Source organism: Clostridium beijerinckii (genome assembly GCF_018223745.1).
Lineage (GTDB): Bacteria > Bacillota > Clostridia > Clostridiales > Clostridiaceae > Clostridium > Clostridium beijerinckii.
Genome location: NZ_CP073653.1, coordinates 882,315 through 902,906 on the forward strand (window position 1 = coordinate 882,315; position 20,592 = coordinate 902,906).

The 20,592-nt window shown below is 38.3% G+C and carries 7 protein-coding genes, 1 tRNA gene, 6 rRNA genes and 1 riboswitch; of the genes, 11 read left to right on the forward strand and 3 right to left on the reverse strand.

What is annotated here, in order from left to right; translation table 11 throughout:
- Window positions 1-16 precede the first annotated feature (16 nt).
- The 10 genes from KEC93_RS04195 (at window position 17) to rrf (KEC93_RS04240) (ending at window position 15,351) form a co-directional block, all read left to right on the forward strand.
- On the forward strand, window positions 17-937 hold the full coding sequence (locus KEC93_RS04195) for an aldo/keto reductase (RefSeq protein ID WP_039772597.1): 921 nt from the start codon (window positions 17-19) through the stop codon (window positions 935-937).
- Window positions 938-1,499: 562 nt separating this feature from the next.
- Window positions 1,500-3,011, forward strand: a 16S ribosomal RNA gene (locus KEC93_RS04200).
- Window positions 3,012-3,149: 138 nt separating this feature from the next.
- Window positions 3,150-3,225: transfer RNA gene (locus tag KEC93_RS04205), tRNA-Ala, on the forward strand.
- 122 nt (window positions 3,226-3,347) lie between these two features.
- Window positions 3,348-6,258 (forward strand): 23S ribosomal RNA (locus KEC93_RS04210).
- 71 nt (window positions 6,259-6,329) lie between these two features.
- Window positions 6,330-6,446: ribosomal RNA gene (gene rrf, locus KEC93_RS04215) — 5S ribosomal RNA — on the forward strand.
- The 16S, 23S and 5S rRNA genes sit together here with 1 tRNA gene alongside, the layout of an rRNA operon.
- A 553-nt stretch (window positions 6,447-6,999) precedes the next feature.
- The gene (locus KEC93_RS04220; protein WP_031276455.1) at window positions 7,000-7,908 is read left to right on the forward strand and encodes a GNAT family N-acetyltransferase; all 909 of its coding nucleotides are present in this window, start codon (window positions 7,000-7,002) and stop codon (window positions 7,906-7,908) included.
- 351 nt (window positions 7,909-8,259) lie between these two features.
- Window positions 8,260-9,510, forward strand: coding sequence for an MFS transporter (locus tag KEC93_RS04225; protein WP_039768857.1), 1,251 nt, complete (start codon window positions 8,260-8,262; stop codon window positions 9,508-9,510).
- A gap of 682 nt (window positions 9,511-10,192) precedes the next feature.
- Window positions 10,193-11,703: ribosomal RNA gene (locus KEC93_RS04230) — 16S ribosomal RNA — on the forward strand.
- Window positions 11,704-12,048: 345 nt separating this feature from the next.
- Window positions 12,049-14,960: ribosomal RNA gene (locus KEC93_RS04235) — 23S ribosomal RNA — on the forward strand.
- Between the two features lie 274 nt (window positions 14,961-15,234).
- Window positions 15,235-15,351 (forward strand): 5S ribosomal RNA (gene rrf / locus KEC93_RS04240).
- Between the two features lie 69 nt (window positions 15,352-15,420).
- Here the strand turns inward: rrf (KEC93_RS04240) and KEC93_RS04245 are convergent.
- Complete coding sequence (locus KEC93_RS04245; RefSeq protein ID WP_065416290.1) at window positions 15,421-15,888, reverse strand: peroxiredoxin; 468 nt, start codon at window positions 15,886-15,888, stop codon at window positions 15,421-15,423.
- Window positions 15,889-16,121: 233 nt separating this feature from the next.
- Window positions 16,122-16,235: riboswitch (SAM riboswitch) on the forward strand.
- A 199-nt stretch (window positions 16,236-16,434) separates the two neighbouring features.
- Here KEC93_RS04245 and KEC93_RS04250 point away from each other — a divergent pair.
- Entirely contained in the window at window positions 16,435-17,724 is a 1,290-nt protein-coding gene (locus KEC93_RS04250) for an O-acetylhomoserine aminocarboxypropyltransferase/cysteine synthase family protein (RefSeq protein ID WP_017211732.1), read from the forward strand.
- Between the two features lie 208 nt (window positions 17,725-17,932).
- Here the strand turns inward: KEC93_RS04250 and KEC93_RS04255 are convergent, their stop codons facing one another.
- A complete protein-coding gene (locus tag KEC93_RS04255) occupies window positions 17,933-18,703 on the reverse strand; it encodes a response regulator transcription factor (protein WP_011968111.1) in 771 nt (256 codons plus the stop codon).
- Window positions 18,681-20,558, reverse strand: coding sequence for a cache domain-containing sensor histidine kinase (locus KEC93_RS04260; protein ID WP_077869268.1), 1,878 nt, complete (start codon window positions 20,556-20,558; stop codon window positions 18,681-18,683). Before KEC93_RS04260 ends, KEC93_RS04255 begins: the two co-directional genes overlap by 23 nt.
- Window positions 20,559-20,592: the final 34 nt, after the last annotated feature.

Genomic DNA, 20,592 nt, shown 5'->3' on the forward strand with positions numbered 1-20,592 from the left:
AAGGAAGGGTATAAAGATGAAGAATATAAATATTGGGAATAGCGGAATCAAAGCTTCTGAAATTGGACTTGGATGCATGCGAATGGCATCAGTTGAAAAGAGCGAGGCGGAAAAGATTATTAAGACGTCGTTAGAAGAAGGAATTAATTTCTTTGATCATGCTGATATATATGGGGGAGGAAAATCAGAAGAAGTTTTTGCAGATGCAATTAAAATGGATTCTTCCATAAGAGAAAAAATGATCATTCAGACTAAGTGTTCTATAGTACCAGGAATAATGTATGATTTTTCAAAAGAACATATCTTAAATTCAGTAGATGCTAGTTTAAAGAGATTAAAAACAGATTATGTAGATACATTACTGCTACACCGTCCAGATACGCTTATGGAACCTGAAGAAGTTGCAGAAGCTTTTTCTAAATTACACGAAAGCGGAAAAGTAAAATATTTTGGAGTAAGTAACCATACTGCAATGCAAATAGAATTACTTAACAAATATTTGAATAACAAAATAATTATAAATCAATTGCAATTTAGTATAATGCATACAGGAATGATAGATGCAGGATTAAATATGAATATCAAAAATGATGCTTCTATAGATAGAGATGGGGGAGTATTAGAATATTGCCGTCTTAAAGATATAACTATTCAAGCATGGTCTCCTTATCAATATGGTTTCTTTGAAGGCGTATTCTTAGATAATGATAAATTCCCAGAATTAAATAAGAAGATTAATTCAATAGCAGAAAAGTATGCAGTAACTAATACTGCAATTGCAACTGCATGGATATTAAGACATCCAGCAAAGATACAAACAATAGTTGGATCTATGAATGCTGAACGAATAAAAGAAATATGCAAAGCATCAAATATCACATTGACTAGACAAGAATGGTATGAAATATATCTAGCAGCAGGAAACAAATTACCATAAGGTAAAATTGATATCTGGCTTGGAGTGGAACTAAGTTTTACTTTAAGCCAGATATTTTATGTGAAAAATTAAGCCGTTGGGCAAATAAATTGATAGTGAGTCTAAGCAAATTTTTAAAGTGTAAAAAGTTAATATGATTAAGAAATATGAGGAATCTAGATATAATGCATTAGATAACTATACCAGGTGTATCTATAGTAGGATATTGTAGTATTATATATATAAAGAGAGAATTTGGAATATAAAAGCTGCATATTGCAGATGGTTGAGTATATGTAGATAAATATTAATGGTAAGATAAAAGACGTCGCTAAGAGCGGTAAACAATTTGAAAGAAATATTAAAGAACTTTTAAATAAAGGAATTTGAAATTTTAAAAAATTGTTGACAAGTTGAAAATCAAGTGATAAAATGAAAAAGTCGCTTGAGGGTGACAAAAAATAATATAAAATTATAACGAAAGTTGTAAGAAAGAAAATTGGTCTTTGAAAATTGAACAGAATAAGATAAATACATTTAAGTAAACCAGCAATTTTTATTTGAGTAAGCTAAGATTAAACTTTTTATTGAGAGTTTGATCCTGGCTCAGGACGAACGCTGGCGGCGTGCTTAACACATGCAAGTCGAGCGATGAAGCTCCTTCGGGAGTGGATTAGCGGCGGACGGGTGAGTAACACGTGGGTAACCTGCCTCATAGAGGGGAATAGCCTTTCGAAAGGAAGATTAATACCGCATAAGATTGTAGTGCCGCATGGCATAGCAATTAAAGGAGTAATCCGCTATGAGATGGACCCGCGTCGCATTAGCTAGTTGGTGAGGTAACGGCTCACCAAGGCGACGATGCGTAGCCGACCTGAGAGGGTGATCGGCCACATTGGGACTGAGACACGGCCCAGACTCCTACGGGAGGCAGCAGTGGGGAATATTGCACAATGGGGGAAACCCTGATGCAGCAACGCCGCGTGAGTGATGACGGTCTTCGGATTGTAAAGCTCTGTCTTCAGGGACGATAATGACGGTACCTGAGGAGGAAGCCACGGCTAACTACGTGCCAGCAGCCGCGGTAATACGTAGGTGGCAAGCGTTGTCCGGATTTACTGGGCGTAAAGGGAGCGTAGGTGGATATTTAAGTGGGATGTGAAATACTCGGGCTTAACCTGGGTGCTGCATTCCAAACTGGATATCTAGAGTGCAGGAGAGGAAAGTAGAATTCCTAGTGTAGCGGTGAAATGCGTAGAGATTAGGAAGAATACCAGTGGCGAAGGCGACTTTCTGGACTGTAACTGACACTGAGGCTCGAAAGCGTGGGGAGCAAACAGGATTAGATACCTGGTAGTCCACGCCGTAAACGATGAATACTAGGTGTAGGGGTTGTCATGACCTCTGTGCCGCCGCTAACGCATTAAGTATTCCGCCATGGGGAGTACGGTCGCAAGATTAAAACTCAAAGGAATTGACGGGGGCCCGCACAAGCAGCGGAGCATGTGGTTTAATTCGAAGCAACGCGAAGAACCTTACCTAGACTTGACATCTCCTGAATTACCCTTAATCGGGGAAGCCCTTCGGGGCAGGAAGACAGGTGGTGCATGGTTGTCGTCAGCTCGTGTCGTGAGATGTTGGGTTAAGTCCCGCAACGAGCGCAACCCTTATTGTTAGTTGCTACCATTTAGTTGAGCACTCTAGCGAGACTGCCCGGGTTAACCGGGAGGAAGGTGGGGATGACGTCAAATCATCATGCCCCTTATGTCTAGGGCTACACACGTGCTACAATGGCTGGTACAGAGAGATGCTAAACCGTGAGGTGGAGCCAAACTTTAAAACCAGTCTCAGTTCGGATTGTAGGCTGAAACTCGCCTACATGAAGCTGGAGTTGCTAGTAATCGCGAATCAGAATGTCGCGGTGAATACGTTCCCGGGCCTTGTACACACCGCCCGTCACACCATGAGAGTTGGCAATACCCAAAGTTCGTGAGCTAACGCGTAAGCGGGGCAGCGACCTAAGGTAGGGTCAGCGATTGGGGTGAAGTCGTAACAAGGTAGCCGTAGGAGAACCTGCGGCTGGATCACCTCCTTTCTATGGAGAAATCTAGATCAGCATGATGTCTGACTAGTACAGATACATTATTATGTATCAAAATATAAAATACTTGCTCAAAGGTTACTTAAGTATTTGTTCTGTTCAATTTTGAAAGACTAAGTCTTTCGTAAATATGGGGGTTTAGCTCAGTTGGGAGAGCACCTGCCTTGCACGCAGGGGGTCAAGGGTTCGAATCCCTTAATCTCCACCATGAAGATTTAATTAAATATAATTAAGTCTTAAAATGTTCTTTGAAAATTGCACATAGATTTAATGTATATAAAATACAACAAAGCCAAGAATAAATATTCTTTGTGATATGACTAATAATTAGGTCAAGCTACAAAGGGCGCATGGTGAATGCCTTGGCATCAGGAGCCGATGAAGGACGCGATAAGCTGCGATAAGCTTCGGGTAGACGCACATAGTCAGAGATCCGAAGATTTCCGAATGAGGAAACTCACATGGGAAACCCCATGTATCATAAAGTGAATACATAGCTTTATGAAGGTATACCCAGGGAACTGAAACATCTAAGTACCTGGAGGAAGAGAAAGAAAAATCGATTTTCTTAGTAGCGGCGAGCGAAAAGGAAAGAGCCCAAACCAGAGATTTATCTCTGGGGTTGCGGACAGAACATAACGTGAAATTATAGTTAATTGAACACAACTGGAAAGTTGGACCGTAGGAGGTAATAGTCCTGTAAATGAAAACTATAATGAGCAGTTCTGCACCAGAGTACCACGAGACACGTGAAACCTTGTGGGAAGCAGGGAGGACCACCTCCCAAGGCTAAATACTACCTGATGACCGATAGTGAAGCAGTACCGTGAGGGAAAGGTGAAAAGAACCCCGGGAGGGGAGTGAAATAGAACCTGAAACCATGTGCCTACAACCGATCAGAGCACCTTATGTGTGTGATGATGTGCTTTTTGTAGAACGAGCCAACGAGTTACGGTATGTAGCGAGGTTAAGTACTTAAGGTACGGAGCCGAAGGGAAACCGAGTCTTAATAGGGCGACTAGTTGCATGCTGTAGACCCGAAACCGGGTGACCTATCCATGGCCAGGTTGAAGCGAGGGTAAAACCTCGTGGAGGACCGAACCACGTTGCTGTTGAAAAAGCATGGGATGAGCTGTGGATAGCGGAGAAATTCCAATCGAACTCGGATATAGCTGGTTCTCCTCGAAATAGCTTTAGGGCTAGCGTCGGAAAATGTGAGTAGTGGAGGTAGAGCACTGAATAGGCTAGGGGGCATAGCGCTTACCGAACCTTATCAAACTCCGAATGCCACATACTATCAGTCCGGCAGTCAGACTATGAAAGATAAGTTCCATGGTCAAAAGGGAAACAGCCCAGATCGTCAGCTAAGGTCCCAAAGTGTAAGTTAAGTGGAAAAGGATGTGGGATTTCTAAGACAACTAGGATGTTGGCTTAGAAGCAGCCACTCATTAAAAGAGTGCGTAATAGCTCACTAGTCAAGAGATCCTGCGCCGAAAATGTCCGGGGCTCAAACTTACCACCGAAGCTACGGGTTCACGTGTATAACGTGAGCGGTAGAGGAGCGTCGTAATCGGGCTGAAGTCGTACCGTAAGGAGCGGTGGACTGATTACGAGTGAGAATGTTGGCATTAGTAGCGAGATGTAGGCGAGAATCCTACAGGCCGAATATCTAAGGTTTCCTGAGTAAAGTTTGTCTTCTCAGGGTTAGTCGGGACCTAAGGCGAGGCCGAAAGGCGTAGTCGATGGACAATTGGTTGATATTCCAATACCACTATAATCGTTATTATCGATGGTGTGACGGAGAAGGATAGGATGTGCTAGCTATTGGATGCTAGTCTAAGCGTTTAGGGAGTTGGGATTGGCAAATCCGTTCCAACAATTCTGAGGCGTGATGGGGAAGGTTCTACGGAACCGAAGTATCTGATTCCATGCTTCCAAGAAAAGCATCTAGAGAGAGAAGTAGTGCCCGTACCGCAAACCGACACAGGTAGATGAGGAGAGAATCCTAAGGCCGACGGAAGAATTGCAGTTAAGGAACTAGGCAAATTGACCCCGTAACTTCGGGAGAAGGGGTGCCTGAGAAATCAGGCCGCAGAGAATAGGCACAAGCAACTGTTTAACAAAAACACAGGTCTCTGCTAAAGCGAAAGCTGATGTATAGGGGCTGACGCCTGCCCGGTGCTGGAAGGTTAAGGGGAACACTTAGTGGTAACGCGAAGGTGTGAACTTAAGCCCCAGTAAACGGCGGCCGTAACTATAACGGTCCTAAGGTAGCGAAATTCCTTGTCAGGTAAGTTCTGACCCGCACGAATGGCGTAATGACTTGTGCACTGTCTCAACTGCAAATCCGGCGAAGTTGTAGTGTGAGTGAAGATGCTCGCTACCCGCGATTGGACGGAAAGACCCCGTAGAGCTTTACTGTAGCTTAGCATTGAATTTCGGTATTGTCTGTACAGGATAGGTGGGAGACTGGGAAACTAGGGCGTCAGCCTTGGTGGAGTCGTTGTTGGGATACCACCCTGATAGTATTGAAGTTCTAACTGGATGCCATGAAACTGGTGACAGGACATTGTTAGGTGGGCAGTTTGACTGGGGCGGTCGCCTCCTAAAATGTAACGGAGGCGCCCAAAGGTTCCCTCAGAACGGTCGGAAATCGTTCGAAGAGTGTAAAGGCAGAAGGGAGCCTGACTGCGACACCTACAAGTGGAGCAGGGACGAAAGTCGGGCTTAGTGATCCGGTGGTACCTCGTGGGAGGGCCATCGCTCAACGGATAAAAGCTACCTCGGGGATAACAGGCTGATCTCCCCCAAGAGTTCACATCGACGGGGAGGTTTGGCACCTCGATGTCGGCTCGTCGCATCCTGGGGCTGAAGTAGGTCCCAAGGGTTGGGCTGTTCGCCCATTAAAGCGGCACGCGAGCTGGGTTCAGAACGTCGTGAGACAGTTCGGTCCCTATCCGTCGCGGGCGTAGGAAATTTGAGAGGAGCTGTCCTTAGTACGAGAGGACCGGGATGGACTGACCTATGGTGTACCAGTTGTTTCGCCAGAAGCATAGCTGGGTAGCTAAGTCGGGAAGGGATAAACGCTGAAAGCATCTAAGTGTGAAGCCCACCTCAAGATGAGATTTCCCATAGCATAAGCTAGTAAGACCCCTTGAAGACTACAAGGTTGATAGGTCAGAGGTGTAAGTGCGGCAACGTATTTAGCTGACTGATACTAATAGGTCGAGGGCTTGACCAATATAATCAAGTTGTAATATACATTAAAGAAACTGTGTGCAATTTTGAAAGAACAAAACTTTCAATTGAAGATCTCGTGATGATGGCATAGAGGTAACACTCCTTCCCATTCCGAACAGGAAAGTTAAGGTCTATAGCGCCGATGGTACTGCATGGGAGACTGTGTGGCAGAGTAGGACGTTGCGAGGTAAGCAAAAAAGATAGTTGTAATAACTATCTTTTTTTATTTTGCATAAAAAATGTGATTACTAATTTTAGTGAAGGAATAGAATAATAAATTTGAATTAATTGACAAATATTTTTGCATATGATAATGTTAATTTATTGAAGGATTTATTGTAAAAGTATAGTAAGTCTTATGAAAGGAGAAATGGTAATATGATAAAGAGTGTAAAGGTGATTGCTGTTTAAAAATAAATATGGGCGGAAATACATTCTTATGGTAGTTGTACCTTTTATTTGTGTTATATTTTCGCGGAATTTAGATAACCTTTCATAAATATGTGTACTATTAAGGACGAATATCATAACAGGTTTGCCTGTTTTTATAATGCCCGCAGATAGAAGCCATCTATAGGTTTGTGTCTGCGGGATTTTTCTGTCCATTTTTAGAGATTCAGTAATATCAATAGTATATGATAAGATCAGCAATCAAAAAGGAGAGATGTGCAATGAAGAATTTAAAATTAAAATCTATGAAAAATTTAAAAATTTCAAAAGCAAGCAAAAAGGAGATTTTAAAATGAAAGAAGTAAATCATATAATAACTATGAAGCAATATATAGGTGAAAAAGAATATAAAGATATAAATGAACTTCAAGAAATCATAACTTCAAAGGATAAAGTAAATTTAAAGTTGGAAGTAGACTTTAAATTAGAAATGAATAAAAATTCAGAAACATCAAAGAAGAGATTAAATGAATTTTTATATTATGTAGATTATGTTTTAGTTGCTTATCTTGGAATTTCATGTTTTGGAGGAAATATAGCTGAGCTTAATGGAATGACTCATCCAGAGTGGAGGAGAAAAGGTATCTTTAAAAAACTCTTTGACCTTGCAATAGATGAATGTAGTAGGAATGGTTTTAAGAAGATATTATTATTAACAGATGGTAAATCTAAATCTGGAAATGAATTTATAAAAGCAGTAGGAGGAGAATACGATTTTTCTGAATATGGGATGGAATTAATAAGTCAGCATTTTTTAGAAAATTTATTTCCTATTAATTTAAGAAAAGCAAAGGCATCAGATAAGAAGGAATTATCAAGACAAGACTTGATTTATTTTTCTGATAAGGAGGAAAATGAAAGTTTCAAAGTTTTAGCTGAAGAAGAAACTGAACAAATTGAGGAAGATGAATCAAGAATAAAAAATGCCTATATAGCTGAATTAGACAATGAAGTCATAGGTAAAATTCATATTGAATATAATGATTACTCAGCTTTCATATTGGGTTTTGGCGTGTTACCAGAGTTTAGAGGAAAAGGCTATGGAAGAGCAGTACTAAAGGCAGCTTTAAAATTAATAAGTGAAAAAGATATAAAGCAAGTAGAATTAGATGTGGCTGATAAAAACAGTAGGGCACTTAATTTATATAAATCGTGTGGATTTAAAGAAAAATCTGTGATGAACTATTTTGTGAAATTTTAACTACTGCTTAGTTTAAAGGAGAGGAAGCTGTCACTATCAGGTTAAAATCCGATAGTGATAGCTTCTGATGTAGACAGTATCATATAACTATTTATATATTCATTAATTCCTTATAAAGTTTATTAGCTTCTTTATATATTCTTCTAAATATTAACCTAATACTTCTAATGCAAATGTCATAAAATAGGATCCAATAAATAAAAAGATAATAATCATATTTGACTAAAATATTGAAATATAGATAAAATTATAGCATTAAAATGGTAATTTATATAAAAATTATTTAGTGGGAATGTTTTGGAATTTAAGGATTTTATAGGTAAAATATATTAAGAAAAGGGGGCATAACAAATGAAAGATTTCATTAATAATTATAAAGGATTACCAAAGGAAATGTATGTGATATGTTTTGCTACACTTATTAACAGACTTGGAGATTTTGTAGTACCATTTCTCGCATTATATCTTACTCAAAAAATTGGAATGACAGCTGCAGCAACTGGAGTTATAGTTACATTATCATCTATTGTAGGCATACCAGCATCCATTTTAGGTGGAAAAATATCAGATATGTTTGGAAGAAAAAAAATATATACATATGCACAAAGTATAGCAGCAGTAACATTAATACCTTGTGCTTTCACTAAAAGTGTTTCGATTACTATAATGTGTTTATTGATAAGTACATTTTTTAATGGTTTTGTACGTCCAGCATTTCAATCAATGATTCAAGATATACTCTCTAAGGAAGAAAGACAAGCTGGATTTTCTCTTAACTACCTAGCGATAAATGCAGGAGTTGCAATTGGACCAATAATAGCAGGTTTTTTATTTAATAATCTTTTACCATTATTATTTTTAGGGGATACACTAACTTCTTTAATAGCAGTCTTTTTGGTATGGAAAAATATCAAAGAGACTTATCCGGTAAATAGTAAATTAAAGGTTGAAAGTAAAGCCGAAATAGCAGAAAATGGAAATACGTTTCAAATGCTTTGGAAAAGGCCAGCATTAAGTCTATTTCTAGTTTTATATATGGTATATAACTTTATTTATGCTCAGCATAAGTTTTCTTTGCCTATAACTTTAAATGCTCAATTTAATAATGAAAGTGCTAAACTTTTGGGCTACATTATGAGTATAAATGCTGTAACTGTTTTAGTCCTTACAATTTTTATAGGTTTTATAACTAAAAGAAATCATCAGTTAACTAATATGGCTTTTACGGGAATATTATATGCTATAGGATTTGGAATGATAGGATATATTGATAATTTCAATTTTTTTATTATTTCCACAATAATATGGACTTTAGGAGAAATTTTAAGTTCAATAAGCTCAGGTGTTTATGTGGCAAATAATAGTCCAAGCAATTATAGAGCCAGATTAAATGCAATAATGAATCTTGGCAGATTTCTAGGTACAGCTCTTAGTACTTTTTTTTCTGGAGCATATATTCAAGTTTATGGATATAAAACATTATGGTTTTTAATATTTTTTATTTCAATAATTTCAGGAATATTAATGTTTGTTTTAAAAATATTTTCTGTGAAATCAGAATTGGGCAATTATACGAAAAGCAAAATTAAAAGTGCTGTTTAGAAATCGTTGAGATATTCAAGAATGATAAAAAGTTGAATGTGTAATGTATTTTTGACTCAAATTAAGTAACTTTATTAGAAAGATTAAAAATAAAGATGTTATAGCATTTTTATAACTCAGATTATCAGGGCTTATTAGAGAGATATGAGAGTGCAATACAAATGTTTAAATATATAATAAATGATATTAAATCTTTGGACAACTATTGCTAGCGTATCAGTATGCATAAAATATAGAATAATGACGGATTATAAAGAAAGGTGAAGATAATCGCATTTAGTAATAGGAAAGCAAATAATATGAAGATATCAGAGATGTTAAGATAAAACACGTCGCTAAGAGACATAAACAAAACAACTTAAAGGGAAAAAGATTTTCTAGGAAAGTTGTTGACAATGTCGAATGGTGATGATATGATGAAATCCTCGCTAAGAGATGCAGAATTAATAACTTGAAGCTAATAGAACTACTGAAAATGAGTTCAAAAAGTTTTTTAAAAAGTTGTTGACAAGCTTCGAAAGCGGTGATATACTGAATAAGCTGTCAGAAACGACAGATAACAACAAAACATTACAACGGTAGTTGTAAGAAAGAAAAATTGGTCTTTGAAAATTGAACAGAATGATATAAATAAATTTAAGTAAACCAGCAATTTTTATTTGAGTAAGCTAAGATTAAACTTTTTATTGAGAGTTTGATCCTGGCTCAGGACGAACGCTGGCGGCGTGCTTAACACATGCAAGTCGAGCGATGAAGCTCCTTCGGGAGCGGATTAGCGGCGGACGGGTGAGTAACACGTGGGTAACCTGCCTCATAGAGGGGAATAGCCTTTCGAAAGGAAGATTAATACCGCATAAGATTGTAGTGCCGCATGGCATAGCAATTAAAGGAGTAATCCGCTATGAGATGGACCCGCGTCGCATTAGCTAGTTGGTGAGGTAACGGCTCACCAAGGCGACGATGCGTAGCCGACCTGAGAGGGTGATCGGCCACATTGGGACTGAGACACGGCCCAGACTCCTACGGGAGGCAGCAGTGGGGAATATTGCACAATGGGGGAAACCCTGATGCAGCAACGCCGCGTGAGTGATGACGGTCTTCGGATTGTAAAGCTCTGTCTTCAGGGACGATAATGACGGTACCTGAGGAGGAAGCCACGGCTAACTACGTGCCAGCAGCCGCGGTAATACGTAGGTGGCAAGCGTTGTCCGGATTTACTGGGCGTAAAGGGAGCGTAGGTGGATATTTAAGTGGGATGTGAAATACTCGGGCTTAACCTGGGTGCTGCATTCCAAACTGGATATCTAGAGTGCAGGAGAGGAAAGTAGAATTCCTAGTGTAGCGGTGAAATGCGTAGAGATTAGGAAGAATACCAGTGGCGAAGGCGACTTTCTGGACTGTAACTGACACTGAGGCTCGAAAGCGTGGGGAGCAAACAGGATTAGATACCATGGTAGTCCACGCCGTAAACGATGAATACTAGGTGTAGGGGTTGTCATGACCTCTGTGCCGCCGCTAACGCATTAAGTATTCCATGTGGGAGTACGGTCGCAAGATTAAAACTCAAAGGAATTGACGGGGGCCCGCACAAGCAGCGGAGCATGTGGTTTAATTCGAAGCAACGCGAAGAACCTTACCTAGACTTGACATCTCCTGAATTACCCTTAATCGGGGAAGCCCTTCGGGGCAGGAAGACAGGTGGTGCATGGTTGTCGTCAGCTCGTGTCGTGAGATGTTGGGTTAAGTCCCGCAACGAGCGCAACCCTTATTGTTAGTTGCTACCATTTAGTTGAGCACTCTAGCGAGACTGCCCGGGTTAACCGGGAGGAAGGTGGGGATGACGTCAAATCATCATGCCCCTTATGTCTAGGGCTACACACGTGCTACAATGGCTGGTACAGAGAGATGCTAAACCGTGAGGTGGAGCCAAACTTTAAAACCAGTCTCAGTTCGGATTGTAGGCTGAAACTCGCCTACATGAAGCTGGAGTTGCTAGTAATCGCGAATCAGAATGTCGCGGTGAATACGTTCCCGGGCCTTGTACACACCGCCCGTCACACCATGAGAGTTGGCAATACCCAAAGTTCGTGAGCTAACGCGCAAGCGAGGCAGCGACCTAAGGTAGGGTCAGCGATTGGGGTGAAGTCGTAACAAGGTAGCCGTAGGAGAACCTGCGGCTGGATCACCTCCTTTCTATGGAGAAATCTAGATCAGCATGATGTCTGACTAGTACAGATACATTATTATGTATCAAAATATAAAATACTTGCTCAAAGGTTACTTAAGTATTTGTTCTGTTCAATTTTGAAAGACTAAGTCTTTCAAAATGCGTAGCTTAGTAGCGACAAGTGCGAGAAAGCGAAAATTTTATGAAATGAAGCGTACTTCACGTACGTAAATGAGTAAAATTTGTAGCTGACGAAGCAATTGACGGTAATAAGCAAGCAAGATGTTCTTTGAAAATTGCACATAGATTTAATGTATATAAAATACAACAAAGCCAAGAATAAATATTCTTTGTGATATGACTAATAATTAGGTCAAGCTACAAAGGGCGCATGGTGAATGCCTTGGCATCAGGAGCCGATGAAGGACGCGATAAGCTGCGATAAGCTTCGGGTAGACGCACATAGTCAGAGATCCGAAGATTTCCGAATGAGGAAACTCACATGGGAAACCCCATGTATCATAAAGTGAATACATAGCTTTATGAAGGTATACCCAGGGAACTGAAACATCTAAGTACCTGGAGGAAGAGAAAGAAAAATCGATTTTCTTAGTAGCGGCGAGCGAAAAGGAAAGAGCCCAAACCAGAGATTTATCTCTGGGGTTGCGGACAGAACATAACGAGAAATCATAGTTAATTGAACATAACTGGAAAGTTGGACCACAGTGGGTAATAGTCCCGTAAGTGAAAACTATGATAATCAGTTCTGCACCAGAGTACCACGAGACACGTGAAACCTTGTGGGAAGCAGGGAGGACCACCTCCCAAGGCTAAATACTACCTGATGACCGATAGTGAAGCAGTACCGTGAGGGAAAGGTGAAAAGAACCCCGGGAGGGGAGTGAAATAGAACCTGAAACCATGTGCCTACAACCGATCAGAGCACCTTATGTGTGTGATGATGTGCTTTTTGTAGAACGAGCCAACGAGTTACGGTATGTAGCGAGGTTAAGTACTTAAGGTACGGAGCCGAAGGGAAACCGAGTCTTAATAGGGCGACTAGTTGCATGCTGTAGACCCGAAACCGGGTGACCTATCCATGGTAATAGGTTGAAGCGAGGGTAAAACCTCGTGGAGGACCGAACCACGTTGCTGTTGAAAAAGCATGGGATGAGCTGTGGATAGCGGAGAAATTCCAATCGAACTCGGATATAGCTGGTTCTCCTCGAAATAGCTTTAGGGCTAGCGTCGGAAAATGTGAGTAGTGGAGGTAGAGCACTGAATAGGCTAGGGGGCATAGCGCTTACCGAACCTTATCAAACTCCGAATGCCACATACTATCAGTCCGGCAGTCAGACTATGAAAGATAAGTTCCATGGTCAAAAGGGAAACAGCCCAGATCGTCAGCTAAGGTCCCAAAGTGTAAGTTAAGTGGAAAAGGATGTGGGATTTCTAAGACAACTAGGATGTTGGCTTAGAAGCAGCCACTCATTAAAAGAGTGCGTAATAGCTCACTAGTCAAGAGATCCTGCGCCGAAAATGTCCGGGGCTCAAACTTACCACCGAAGCTACGGGTTCACGCATTAGCGTGAGCGGTAGAGGAGCGTCGTAATCGGGCTGAAGTCGTACCGTAAGGAGCGGTGGACTGATTACGAGTGAGAATGTTGGCATTAGTAGCGAGATGTAGGCGAGAATCCTACAGGCCGAATATCTAAGGTTTCCTGAGTAAAGTTTGTCTTCTCAGGGTTAGTCGGGACCTAAGGCGAGGCCGAAAGGCGTAGTCGATGGACAATTGGTTGATATTCCAATACCACTATAATCGTTATTATCGATGGTGTGACGGAGAAGGATAGGATGTGCTAGCTATTGGATGCTAGTCTAAGCGTTTAGGGAGTTGGGATTGGCAAATCCGTTCCAACAATTCTGAGGCGTGATGGGGAAGGTTCTACGGAACCGAAGTATCTGATTCCATGCTTCCAAGAAAAGCATCTAGAGAGAGAAGTAGTGCCCGTACCGCAAACCGACACAGGTAGATGAGGAGAGAATCCTAAGGCCGACGGAAGAATTGCAGTTAAGGAACTAGGCAAATTGACCCCGTAACTTCGGGAGAAGGGGTGCCTGAGAAATCAGGCCGCAGAGAATAGGCACAAGCAACTGTTTAACAAAAACACAGGTCTCTGCTAAAGCGAAAGCTGATGTATAGGGGCTGACGCCTGCCCGGTGCTGGAAGGTTAAGGGGAATACTTAGTGGTAACGCGAAGGTGTGAACTTAAGCCCCAGTAAACGGCGGCCGTAACTATAACGGTCCTAAGGTAGCGAAATTCCTTGTCAGGTAAGTTCTGACCCGCACGAATGGCGTAATGACTTGTGCACTGTCTCAACTGCAAATCCGGCGAAGTTGTAGTGCGAGTGAAGATGCTCGCTACCCGCGATTGGACGGAAAGACCCCGTAGAGCTTTACTGTAGCTTAGCATTGAATTTCGGTATTGTCTGTACAGGATAGGTGGGAGACTGGGAAACTAGGGCGTCAGCCTTGGTGGAGTCGTTGTTGGGATACCACCCTGATAGTATTGAAGTTCTAACTGGATGCCATGAAACTGGTGACAGGACATTGTTAGGTGGGCAGTTTGACTGGGGCGGTCGCCTCCTAAAATGTAACGGAGGCGCCCAAAGGTTCCCTCAGAACGGTCGGAAATCGTTCGAAGAGTGTAAAGGCAGAAGGGAGCCTGACTGCGACACCTACAAGTGGAGCAGGGACGAAAGTCGGGCTTAGTGATCCGGTGGTACCTCGTGGGAGGGCCATCGCTCAACGGATAAAAGCTACCTCGGGGATAACAGGCTGATCTCCCCCAAGAGTTCACATCGACGGGGAGGTTTGGCACCTCGATGTCGGCTCGTCGCATCCTGGGGCTGAAGTAGGTCCCAAGGGTTGGGCTGTTCGCCCATTAAAGCGGCACGCGAGCTGGGTTCAGAACGTCGTGAGACAGTTCGGTCCCTATCCGTCGCGGGCGTAGGAAATTTGAGAGGAGCTGTCCTTAGTACGAGAGGACCGGGATGGACTGACCTATGGTGTACCAGTTGTTTCGCCAGAAGCATAGCTGGGTAGCTAAGTCGGGAAGGGATAAACGCTGAAAGCATCTAAGTGTGAAGCCCACCTCAAGATGAGATTTCCCATAGCATAAGCTAGTAAGACCCCTTGAAGACTACAAGGTTGATAGGTCAGAGGTGTAAGTATGGTAACATATTTAGCTGACTGATACTAATAGGTCGAGGGCTTGACCAATATAGTCAAGTTGTAATATACATTAAATAGAGAGGAAGCTCGACTCACTAGCGTTCGCTGAGTAAGTTCGAGAAACCAAATATGAAATTTGGACTCTCACTTATGTGCAATTTTGAAAGAACAAAGTTTTTTCAAAAAGGAATAATTACAGTAATAGATTAATGTAAATGTGGTATAAGCGTAAACTAAGAGTCTTTTTTCAAAGGAAACTCGACTCACATTCGTTCGCTGAGTGCTAATTTACACGAAATCGAAGATTTCTGTAAATTATGCATCTCGTGATGATGGCATAGAGGTAACACTCCTTCCCATTCCGAACAGGAAAGTTAAGGTCTATAGCGCCGATAGTACTGCATGGGAGACTGTGTGGCAGAGTAGGACGTTGCGAGGTAAGCAAAAAAGATAGTTGTAATAACTATCTTTTTTTATTTATTATCATACAATATTTTAAATAATTAAATTATTGTATAGAACATTTTAATTGTTCTATATGTCCTGTAACTTTAACTTTCCTATAAATCTTTGATATAATCCCATTTTCATCTATTACGAATGTACTTCTTTCAATACCTATGGATTTCTTCCCAAACATATTTTTTTCCTTTAATACGCCGTAGAGATTACATACCTCCTCTTTTTCATCTGAAAGAAGAATGAAGGGCAATTCATATTTTGCAATAAATTTATCATGAGACGCTAGAGAATCTCTGCTTATACCTAAAATAACAGCATTTTTCATTTCAAAATCATCCAAACCATTTTTAAAATCTTGTGCTTCTTGTGAGCAGCCAGGAGTATTATCTTTAGGGTAAAAGTACAAGATGACTTTTTTATTTAAATAATCACTTAATTTATGTTCTTTTTTATCAGATCCTACTAATGTGAAATCAGGAGCTTTCATTCCTTCTTCTAAAGTTAAACTTTCCATCTTTATTACCTCCATGTCGTTTATAATAATTATTATCTATCAAGATTAAATATTTGTAAAGTAGAAAAGAAACATTGCGACTGGGTTTATTTAGAATATATGACTGTGAATTCTAGATAAAATAACTAATTAATAAAAAATACATACAAAATTTAAAATACTGTTGACATATATAGCAATAAAATGTATACTTTATATCATAGTAAACAACTAAGAATAATATAATATAATAATTTTTATCAAGAAAGGCGGAGGGACTGGCCCTATGATGCCTAGCAACCTGAATTAAAAATCTATTTTAATTTAAGGTGCTAATTCCTGCAGATACTTTATCTGAAAGATAAGAATGTACATATTTTTTTGCTACTTTCTTATCTAGAAAGTAGCTCTTTTATTATCTAAATGTCTAATTATTTGTATATTTCTCTAGGGTCGTGATAAAAATCAAATTCAAAGCTAAATATAATATCTAGAAAATTAGGGTAACGTACAAATCATAGTAAATATATTAGAAATAAAAATTATATAAAATGGGGGCAACAAATTATGAGTAATCAAGAAAGAAAATTAAAATTTGAAACACTTCAACTTCATGTAGGGCAAGAACAACCTGATTCAGCAACAGATTCTAGAGCAGTACCAATTTACCAAACAACTTCATATGTATTTAAAAATTCTGCACATGCAGCAGCAAGATTTGGATTAGCTGATGCTGGAAATATATATGGTCGTTTAACAAATTCAACACAAGATGTTTTTGAAAAACGTGTTGCAGCTTTGGAAGGCGGAGTAGCAGCTCTTGCGGTAGCATCTGGAGCAGCAGCAATAACATATGCATTGCAAAATATAACTAAAGCTGGTGATCACATAGTTGCAGAAAAAACTATATATGGAGGATCTTATAATTTGTTAGCACATACGTTTCCTACAAACGGTGTTACAACAACATTTGTAGATCCATCTGACCTATCAAATTTTGAAAATGCAATTCAAGATAATACTAAAGCAATTTTAATTGAATCACTTGGAAATCCGAACTCAAATATTTTAGATGTTAAAGCATTAGCAGAAATTGCACATAAGCATAAAATACCACTAATAGTGGACAATACATTTGGAACACCATACTTATTTAGACCGATTGAACATGGGGCAGATATAGTTGTTCATTCGGCAACTAAATTTATTGGTGGACATGGTACATCACTAGGTGGAGTTATTGTGGACTCAGGAAAGTTTGACTGGATAGGTTCAGGAAAGTTCCCACAATTATCAGAAGCAGATCCAAGCTATCATGGAATTAAGTTCGCAGAAGCAGTTGGGGCTGCCGCATATGTGACAAGAATTCGTGCTATTTTATTAAGAGATACGGGTGCATGCATAAGTCCATTTAATGCATTTATATTATTACAAGGTTTAGAAACTCTTTCACTTAGAGTTGAACGTCATGTTGAGAATGCTTTAAAAGTTGTAGAATTTTTAAAGAATCATCCAAAGGTTGAAAGTGTTAATCATCCATCGCTACCAGAGAGCGCTGATAATGCTTTATATAAAAAATATTTTCCTAAGGGAGCAGGTTCTATATTCACATTCGAAATTAAAGGTGGAGCAAAGGAAGCACAGGAATTTATTGATAAACTACAAATATTCTCACTACTTGCAAATGTAGCTGATGTTAAATCATTAGTAATTCACCCAGCGAGTACAACACATTCTCAAATGAATGAAACTGAACTAGCAGAGTCAGGAATTAAACCAAATACAATCCGTCTTTCAATAGGAACAGAACATATTGATGATATAATTTATGACTTATCTCAAGCATTTGAAAGTTAGGAGTCATTTAGTTAATAAAGAAAATAATTATTCAGCTTAGTTCTAAGAAAAAGTTTTGATAGATTAAAAGTTTTTGGTTAGTTACTTAAGAGGCAGAAGGCAAACAGTCAATATGAGAGTTTGCCTTCTATTTTTCTTTGGAGTGATAAATTCATGATAGTAATTAATATGGTGTAAAACACAATATTATGAGAACAATATAGAATTATTAGTTATAATTTAAATGTTTTATTCTATAGTCGCTAGGATACACACCTACATTAGATTTAAATACTCTGCTAAAATAGAAGGCATCTTTATAACCAATCAATTCACCAACCTTTTTTATTTCCAAGTCAGGCTGATTAATTAAAAGCTGTTTGGCTTCATTAATGCGAATTCTAGTGATATATTTTATCGGAGTTACTCCGGTATATTTCTTAAAAATCTTACTTATATATTCACTTGTAAATCCAAATTTCTCAGAAATTTCGGTTATTGATGTCACAGAGGCATAGTTATTAAGCAAGTAATTTTCAAGTAACTGGCTTAGGCTTTCAGGCTTTAGACTGTGGTGATCAATTGAAAATGAAGAGAATTCTTTACTTTCGGACTCAAGCATAACAAGAATGCTTTGTAAAGCAGTGCTAAGTTCTTCTATTTTTACTGGTTTTAATAAAAAATCTTTTACACCATATTTTAATGCAGTCTGAGCATATTTAAAATCATTGTATCCACTTAATACCATAGTCTTTATATGAGGATGATTTTTGTAGAGATATTTAATTAATTCTAATCCATCGTATTGAGGCATTCTTATATCAGTAATAACTAGAGATGGACATTGCTGTTCTATGAGAGGAATGGCAATTTCTCCATTGCTAGCTTCACCTACTAATTCAAAAGGAATAGATAAAGAATTAATTTTTTTTATTATATTCTGTCTTATAAGATGTTCATCTTCAACAACAATAAGTTTATAGGTGTGTGTATTGTTCATAAAAATCCTCCTTATTTAGATGTACGGGTCCACCGATTATAAAAATTGTTCTATTTTTTTGAGAATTATCAATTGAAAATATAGCTTCAGTACCATATAAAAGTTGTAATCTTAGATATACATTTTTAAGTCCCATTCCGCCAATCCTTAATGATTTTAGTTCTTTAGTTCTGTTTAAATTATAGAGATTAGATAATAATTTCTCTTTATCTTGATCACTTAAACAACCACCATTATCTTCGATATATATAAGCCACTTTTGATCATTTGTTATAGAAGATTTGATATCTAAAATCCAAGGTGGTGAGGAGCTAAAGCCATATTTAAAAGCATTTTCTACTATAGGTTGTATTATTAGTTTAGGAATTAAAATGTTCTTTGTTGATTCATGAATATTTGAAGTATAAATAAAATCACTTCCATATCGCATTTTCATACATTCAATATATTTTTCCGTATATGATATTTCTAAAGATAAATGAACAGCAGTTTCATCGCATGTTGTAATATAACGGAAATAATCACACAATGCATGACATATATTAATTATTTCGCTATTCATATCTTCTTCAGCCATGATACTTATATTTGTTAAACTATTATATAAAAAGTGTGGATTAATAAGAGATTGGGTCGCTTGTAGTTTTGCACGAGTTTCTTCTGATTTTAATAATAAAATTTCATGAGAAGAATCTCTTAATTTTTCATACATATCACAAAACGATTGATAGAGCTCGGAAATTTCAAGTATATTACTATTAATTGGAACTAATAGAGTTTCATTTTCATTTAATACTCTGTCTATAGTGACCATCTTTGTAGAATTAGTTAAAGTACTTAAAGGTTGAGTTAATCTACTTGAAATTATAAAACATAAAAATAGTGTAAAAATGATTGAAATTATAGCTATAATAATAAAACCTTCTTTAAAGGAGTGCAATGATCTGAAAACAACTTCCTTAGGTTCAACGGCAATGATTGTCCAATTATATGAATCGACTTTTTGATACGACATCAGGACATCATGCTTACTATCTATATTAATAAAATACCCAACTGATGGACTTAAATTGTGTTCTTGTATAGTATTAGTATAATTTATATTATCTTCTGGGGCAGATGAATAGGGGTAAACTAACTCATTATGTTCATTATATATATAGAATGATGTTGAAGGATTTTTTTGCTTTAATTCTGAAATTAGAGAGAATATAGTGTTGCAATCTTGTACTACTTCAACAATACCTTCTGGTTCATTATTTCGATTAAAGAATACACGTGAAAGTGAAAGATAATGATGGTTTGACATATTTTCAATTTTAGTAGGAGAGTATGATAATTTATCAGTAAGAAAAATATTTTTTTCACCATTTTTATCTAATGTATCCTTATACCATGGTACCGTATTCAAATCTACATTTATTACTCCTTGAAAGAAACCTGATCCTATACATATTCCATTTTGTGTATAAAGATTAACTTGACTGGCTGATTGAAAGGGACCGATTATAGCAGTAATAATATCATATATAGCTAAAACGTTTTCTCTAGATTGAGTAAAATGTTCGAGATTTATTGTATCTGTGTTATTATGTGTAAAACTAGTAAAATTCTTTTTTATAGCATTCGAGTAGACAATATTCATGGATATTGTGGACATATTATTTAATTCGGTTGATACTGATTTATGAATAGAGGCACTGATAGTTTCAGATTTGGTTTTGGCTGTTTGGTAAATATTATCACTATAAAAGTAATAAAAACAAAGAAAGAATAAAAGCAATAATAAGGCTACTAGCAACCCATAAATAGAAAATAAGTATGTCTTTTGAGAATAACGTAATTTATAATTCATTATAATCCTCCTCTCCAAAACACATTATATAATA